6 protein-coding genes are annotated in these 6,622 nt (G+C 62.1%); 1 reads left to right on the forward strand and 5 read right to left on the reverse strand.

Features of this window, described 5'->3' with window-relative positions; translation table 11 throughout:
- The first annotated feature begins 155 nt into the window (after window positions 1–155).
- Window positions 156–1,166, forward strand: coding sequence for an ABC transporter substrate-binding protein (locus L6637_RS36220; protein WP_237873698.1), 1,011 nt, complete (start codon window positions 156–158; stop codon window positions 1,164–1,166).
- Window positions 1,167–1,207: 41 nt separating this feature from the next.
- Here L6637_RS36220 and L6637_RS36225 read toward each other — a convergent pair whose 3' ends face one another.
- The 5 genes from L6637_RS36225 to L6637_RS36245 form a co-directional block, all read right to left on the reverse strand.
- Window positions 1,208–2,638, reverse strand: coding sequence for a hypothetical protein (locus L6637_RS36225; protein ID WP_237873699.1), 1,431 nt, complete (start codon window positions 2,636–2,638; stop codon window positions 1,208–1,210).
- A gap of 476 nt (window positions 2,639–3,114) precedes the next feature.
- A complete protein-coding gene (locus tag L6637_RS36230) occupies window positions 3,115–3,630 on the reverse strand; it encodes a P-loop nucleotide/nucleoside kinase family protein (RefSeq protein ID WP_237863796.1) in 516 nt (171 codons plus the stop codon).
- 419 nt (window positions 3,631–4,049) lie between these two features.
- A complete protein-coding gene (locus L6637_RS36235) occupies window positions 4,050–4,313 on the reverse strand; it encodes a hypothetical protein (RefSeq protein ID WP_237863795.1) in 264 nt (87 codons plus the stop codon).
- 89 nt (window positions 4,314–4,402) lie between these two features.
- Complete coding sequence (locus L6637_RS36240; protein ID WP_237863794.1) at window positions 4,403–4,894, reverse strand: septal ring lytic transglycosylase RlpA family protein; 492 nt, start codon at window positions 4,892–4,894, stop codon at window positions 4,403–4,405.
- Between the two features lie 321 nt (window positions 4,895–5,215).
- Window positions 5,216–6,433: an acyl-CoA dehydrogenase family protein gene (locus tag L6637_RS36245; protein ID WP_237873700.1), complete on the reverse strand. Its 1,218-nt coding sequence runs from the start codon at window positions 6,431–6,433 to the stop codon at window positions 5,216–5,218.
- Window positions 6,434–6,622: the final 189 nt, after the last annotated feature.

Here is a 6,622-nt window from a genome sequence, read left to right on the forward strand (position 1 = left end):
CGCACCGACGGAATCGCGAAAACAACCCCATACACAGTAGACGGGCGAGCCAGATCAATGGCTTGGCCGGCGAAGCGCCACGACTGCTGATTTTACGAAATCCATTTGACACGTCGGGCAAAACACCGGCATGATGCCACCATGGCGGAGGTCGCATGGAGATCGTCCGGCGTACATTTTTCCAGTTCGTGGCCGGCGCGACCGCCGCGTCCGCCATCCCTGTCCGCTCAGCCAGGACCGAAGAAGCAAACAAGCCGGCACGCGTCGCGACCGGCCTGCTTGCAATGTGGCAAAGCACGGCCTGGCTGGGCGTGGAATCCGGGATATTCAAAAAATATGATGTCGACGTCAGCGTGCCGGCGGTGGCTGTCGGCGGGCCGCAGGCCGCCGCTCGTTTGATCCACGGCGATGTCGAGTTCGCCCATACCGGCGTCCTCCCCGTCGCCGAGGAAGTGCTCAAGGGCAGCGATATCGTCATCCTGGCGACCCCGACCACGGAGTTTCCAAACCAGTTCGTGATGACGCAGAAAGAGATCACTGCGCTCAGTCAACTGGGCGGGAGAAAAGTCGGCGTGCTCTCGGAGACGGGTCAAACCAGCGTCGCGACGCGCATCACCATCGAGAAAGCAGGTGTAACGGCCGCTTACCTGCCGCTCGTCACGTTCGATCGGATCTTCAGCGCACTCGCGGCAGGTGAGATTGACGCCGGCGTACTTCCTGTCGATCTACGCTTTGTCGGAGCGTCCCGCCATGGCTGGAATGCCTTTCCGATTTACGAGTTCGGCGCTCCCTCGATATTCGCCACCACGCGCAGGCTGATCACATCCGATCGCGAGCTGGTCATGAACGTCATGCGAGGCTTCGTCGACACGATCCATGTGTTCAAAACCCAGCCTGATCTCGTCGTGCCCTTACTCCAGCGCTATCTGGGCATCGCCGACCGAGGCGCTGCCGAGGAGCTCTATAGGTACCACGTCCCGGTGTTTCAGAGGGTGCCGAAGCCGCTTCTGGGCAATCTGCAGAACATACGAAACGTGCTCACAGCCAAGTATCCGGCCGCGGCTTCACTCAAGGAGACCGATATCTCTGACGGATCGTTCATCGAGGCGCTGGAACATGACGGATTCATCGAGCGCCTCTGGCAGTCGGTAGAGAGCCGGCGATGACATGCGGCAGGCAACCGCGCGAAATGCCGCGGTCAGCGCGCCTATCCCGACTGATCGACAAATATCCTGACGCGGCCGACATCCTCGACTTCGCGATAGCGGCTGAGCTCCGCCTTCAGCTCGGGATCCGAATTGGCCCAGGCCAGCCAATCGAACGGGAATGAACTTAGTAGATAGGTATCGACGAGGATGACGTTGGGCCGGCCGGTGCGAATGTCCGCGAGCAAATGCCGCCGCTCGAAATCGATGATGCCGTCCAGTTTCGCTTGCTCGGCGGGATTTGGTTGCGCGCTCTGCTGGCGCAGGATCGCGCCTGCGCCCAGCAGCTGCGCGCACGAGCTGCCGACCCAGGTTCCGTGGATTTGACGGACGAGCGGATGTCCCAGACCGATGTGATCTGTAATCGTCAGCAGCCGCGGCTGGTCCGCGAGAGCCTGCACGCGCCCTTGCAGCGGCGGAAAACGCGGAGCCGGCGACGACAGATAGAGCCCGATGAGCAAGGCGGCGGCGAGGCCGCCGATCAGGGTCGGCGTCCTCAATGGCCTTGTGCGAAGATGGAGCGACGGCGCCGCAATCGCGAACACACAAAGCGCCAGGGCCGTGTATGGCCAGGCCTTGCCCTGGATGATGAAGCTGGCGGCTCCTCCGACCGATGCGGCCAGCCACGGCAAGGAGTTGCCGCTCATTTTGAAATCGCTGGGCGCCGAGAAGCGCAGGAACGCAACAGAAGCGGCGATCACGACGATCGGAAGAGGAACCAGGCTGATGAGGTCTTTGCGGATCGGGAGATAGGCCTCGGCGACCATCGGCGCATAAGTGGAGACGTAAGCGGGAAACAGGACGACGACCAGCGCGCCGTAGCCGACGACGATCGCCGCGGCAATGCATGCTTCAGACGTGAATAAGGGCCTGAGGGAACGCTGGCGGACGACGCGCAGGATGACCGGAAGGCCCACCACCAGGGCAAAGAACGGTTTGATGCCCATCGCCAATCCCGCCCCCACCCCTGCGAGGATTGCGGCCGGCCCCAGCGAGAGGCCGCGCCAACGCAGCGCAGTGATGAAGACAAAAGGGGTCAGCGCAATGACGGCGATGTGTTCACGTTGTCCGAACACGGCGCCGGGAAGGACGGCGAGCAGGAACGCGAACAACCACGCCGAAATGCCTCTCTCTCCGGCCTCCAATCTCGCGGACGCAGCGGCGCGATCGATGATCAAAAGTGCGCCCGCGATTTCGACCATCACCATTGCGATCACGATGAACTGCGGCGCAATGCCAGATAGGCGTGAGAACACCACGGCCGGCATATACATGTAGACCGACAGAGGCGGGTTGGACTCGAACAGGTTGATGCCAAGCTTTTGGCCGTCCAGGATCTTTTCGTCCACAGTGAGCAGCCAACCCAAATCCGGGTTGAGGACGACGGGAATCTGAACAAGCCCAGCCGTCAGCAGCATCGCAGCAACGATCATCCACCGCTGCTTGGCGCTGAAAGCACTTCCTGAGTTCCCCAAGAGCCCGACCTCTCTGCTGCGCGGTTCAAACCGTGCGGCGAGACGTACGGTCGAAGGGAATTACGAATCCGAGAATAACGATCATCCCCACTCTCAACCAGAAGGTGTTACTAATGTCCTACTCGCCTTTGGTTCCATTGCGTGCATCCCCGACGGAACCGCGGGCGGAGCCATACTCTGCTGGTGCTGTCCGATAGTTGGATTGGCGAATGGACTAACCGCGGACTGCGGCATCGCGACGCGTGCAAAAAGCGCGGATAGCCTCGCTCAGGCAGCCTCGACAACAAAAAGCCCCGGCACGCGGGGCCGAGGCTTGCGATCCAGTTCGCGTACATCCGGCGAACCAATCGTCGAGGCAAAGACTAGCCGCGAATTTTGAACAGATGATGACGAAGCTCGCCGCCAACAAAATGTCGCGCCGGGCGGGAACCCGATCACTCCATCACATCGCGAAGATAGATCTCCACCAGCGCAAGCAGATGATCGACCGAATCATGGGCGGTATCGAGCACCAGATGATCTCGATCCCACGGTTCGTAGTGCCTGGTGACGATGTCCTGCCAGGTCGGCGGCCTGAGGCCGGGAATATCGGACTTGCGCGTCTCCGCCCGCTGCCGGTGCAAAGCCACATCGCTGCAGATCACTTCGATCTCGGCGATGGGTATTGATGCTTGCAGTGCCGTCTGCCGCCAGCCCTCGCGGCTGGCCAGAACCGGATTTACGCTATCAGCGACGACCGCGCGACCGAGCTTCAAGTTTTCCGCCGCCAGCGCGTTGGCGATGACGTAGCCCATCGGACCGACATCATGGCCCGCCGCGCGCAAGGACTGCTCGATTGCATCGACGCGGATATAGCTCGCCGCATACCGCCGCGTCAGTTCGCGTGAAAGCGTGGTTTTTCCGGTGGCAGGAAGACCGGCGAAAACGATGAGGATGGGCTTGCCTATCATGCCTCATCATCCGCCGGCGCGCCTGGATCTGCAACGGCACGGGCGCCGACGCCCTCAGAGCAGCATGGAGATGATGGCTATCAAGCCGATCGCCGTCAGCCCCCACACCAGCGAATGCAAAGCCCAAGGCCGCATCGTTGCACCTCGTCCGCCTGTCCTGCAGAACGCAGGAAACGCCAAGGCGCGGTGCGTCAAATTGAGATAGATCAAGAGCCGAAAATGAGCAGGGAGGCGGCAGCCACGGTGAACGCACCGGCCGCGACGACAAGCACACGTATGATCAGGTCGCTGCCCATGCCCAACGTTAACCTATGATAACGCGGCGCGTCTGTGCAGTTTGTGCCAAAACCGCAGTTGAGACGATTGCGACGTGGCCCAAGGGCCTTCGCCGCCAAGGCCGCGCGGGCGAGGTCGCCAATCTATTTCGGCAGACATTCCACGTTATAGGCAATGATGATCTGGCTGGGATCGGCCTTGCCCAGGCTCTTCAGATCCTCCAGGCCGCTCCTCAACCTGGCGCCGGCCTGGCTCAAGCTCCCCTCGAGCGTCGACTTCGCCGCCTTGCACCGTTCCTCGCTGGTGAATTCCTGGAACACTACGGTCGGCAATAGCCGCCATTCCGCCTTGTCATTGGTTGCAGCGGGACTGACCGAATAGGAAAACACATACATCAGGACCCACATGGTTGGGCTCCGGTACGATGCGAGCGGGAATGCGCAATCGCATCGCGCCATCCCGCGGCATCTCCTCGTTGATCCAGATCAACGAAGGCTCAACCGACCGGCCCCGGTATCCAATCGTCGCCAGAGAGCGGCCTGACCGTGACGTCGGGAATGACGCCAAGCTCCATGCTCGGATCGAAATGGCGCATCGTCCGCTCGTTGAGATCGATGATGCGGCCAGGCCTGAGCGGCCCCACGTCGTTGATCTTGACGATGACCTTCTTGCCGGCAGCTTCGACCAGCGCATATTTCGGTCGCGCGCCGAATTGGACCCCGCCGAACTTCCCGCGCAGGCTCGTCTTGATCGCAGCTGTCCACACCTCGGGATCGTAACGCTCGCCGGTGGCTGTTTTCGGGCCGCCCTCCTCCTTGCCGGGCTTGAATGGATTATACGTGGATGCTGCGCCAACGATTGCTCCCTCGCAGGCGGCTTCGACGACGGCGCTTGATTGAGCCCCACTTGTTTCGCTGCGGGCAACGGTCACAGAAACGACAAGCGCAACCAGGGCGCCGCAAACTGCGGCGCTCGAGCGGAACACCATTACATCTCCTTTGAATTTTCGTGCGGTTCCCGATGCCGCAGAACGTGGCGAAGCGAACGCGTCAGCGTTTTTGAACTTGCGCCAGTCTCTTGCGGATTCGCGCCAACCCCTGGCCGCGGAACCGTTGCGAGAACCTGAGCGGTCCCCGCGTGTCTTCGTTATCGCTGTCTAAAACAGGGAATGAGTCAGCAACATGACCTCCGCGGTCGCCCCCCGGAGTCTTACGTGCTCAGCGGCAGGATCCACTGCGCAACGTCCGTGAAAACCGCAATGGCGCGGAACTTCAGAACCTTTGCATACCGTTGTCTTGCAACAGAAGCTCTAGCCTCCGATGACACCACCGTGCTTGATCAGTTCCTTGCCGATGGCGGCGAGATGCACTTGATCGGGGCCGTCGCCGATGCGGATGAAGCGGGCATAGACATAGGCGCGCGCGAGGAACGTGTCCTGCGACACGCCGGCGGCGCCATGGATCTGGATGGCGCGGTCGATGACGCGGGCAGCCATGCTCGGCACCACGATCTTGGCGGCGGCGATCAGGTCGCGCGCGGCCTTGTTGCCCTCGCGGTCCATCTTGTCGGCGGCTTGCAGCGTGAGCAGCCGCGCCTGCGTGATCTCGCAGAAGGAGTGCGCGATATCCTCGCGCACCGAGCCCTGCTCGGCGAGCGGCTTGCCGAAGGCCACCCGCGACACCGAGCGCCGGCACATCAATTCCAGCGCGCGCTGGGCGCAGCCGATCAGCCGCATGCAATGATGGATGCGGCCGGGACCGAGCCGCCCCTGCGCGATCTCGAAGCCGCGGCCTTCGCCGAGCAGCATGTTCTCGGCGGGCACGCGGACATTGTCGTAGACGATCTCGGGATGGCCGGCCGGCGCGTCATCATAGCCGTAGGTGAGCATGTCCCTGACGATGCGGACGCCGGGCGTGTTCCTGGGCACCAGGATCATGGATTGCTGACGGTGACGATCGGGATCGTCAGGCGCGGTCTTGCCCATCACGATCAGGATCTCGCAATCCTCGTTCATCGCGCCTGAGGTGAACCATTTGCGGCCGTTGATGACATAGTCGTCGCCGTCACGCGTGATCGCACACTGGATGTTGGTGGCATCGCTGGAGGCGACCTGCGGCTCGGTCATCGAGAAGCCGGAGCGGATGCGCCCCTCCAGCAGCGGTTTTAGCCAGCGCTCTTGTTGCGCGGGCGTGCCGTAATTCGCGAGCACCTCCATGTTGCCGACATCGGGCGCCGAGCAGTTGAACACCTCCGGCGCCCAGAGAATGCGGCCCATGATCTCCTTCACGGGGGCATATTCGAGATTAGAGAGGCCGGGACCGTGCTCGCCGGAGAGGAATAGATTCCAAAGCCCCTGCTCGCGCGCCAGCCGCTTCAGGTCCTGCAACACTTGCGGCGTCTTGTAGCGCGCCGCTTCCGGCTTCACCTGCTCGTAATAGAGCTCCTCGACCGGCTCGACTTGCTCCAGCATGAACCGGCGGACGCGCTCCTGAAGCTCGAGCGACCGGGCGGAGTGTTGGAAGTGCATAAGGGTCCCCTGTTCGTCCACCTTCGCGCCAGTATCATAGGGTGGGCAAAGCGGAAGCGTGCCCACGCATCTTTTTCGATCGAGAGAGATGGTGGGCACGGCGCAAGTGCGCCTTTGCCCACCCTTGTCTTAGCGCACCGGGCTAGAATGGCCTCGTTCCGTGAGGAATGGCCCAGCCCGGGTGGCCGC

It is taken from the genome of Bradyrhizobium zhengyangense, assembly GCF_022012435.1.
In the GTDB taxonomy this organism is placed as follows: Bacteria; Pseudomonadota; Alphaproteobacteria; order Rhizobiales; family Xanthobacteraceae; genus Bradyrhizobium; species Bradyrhizobium zhengyangense.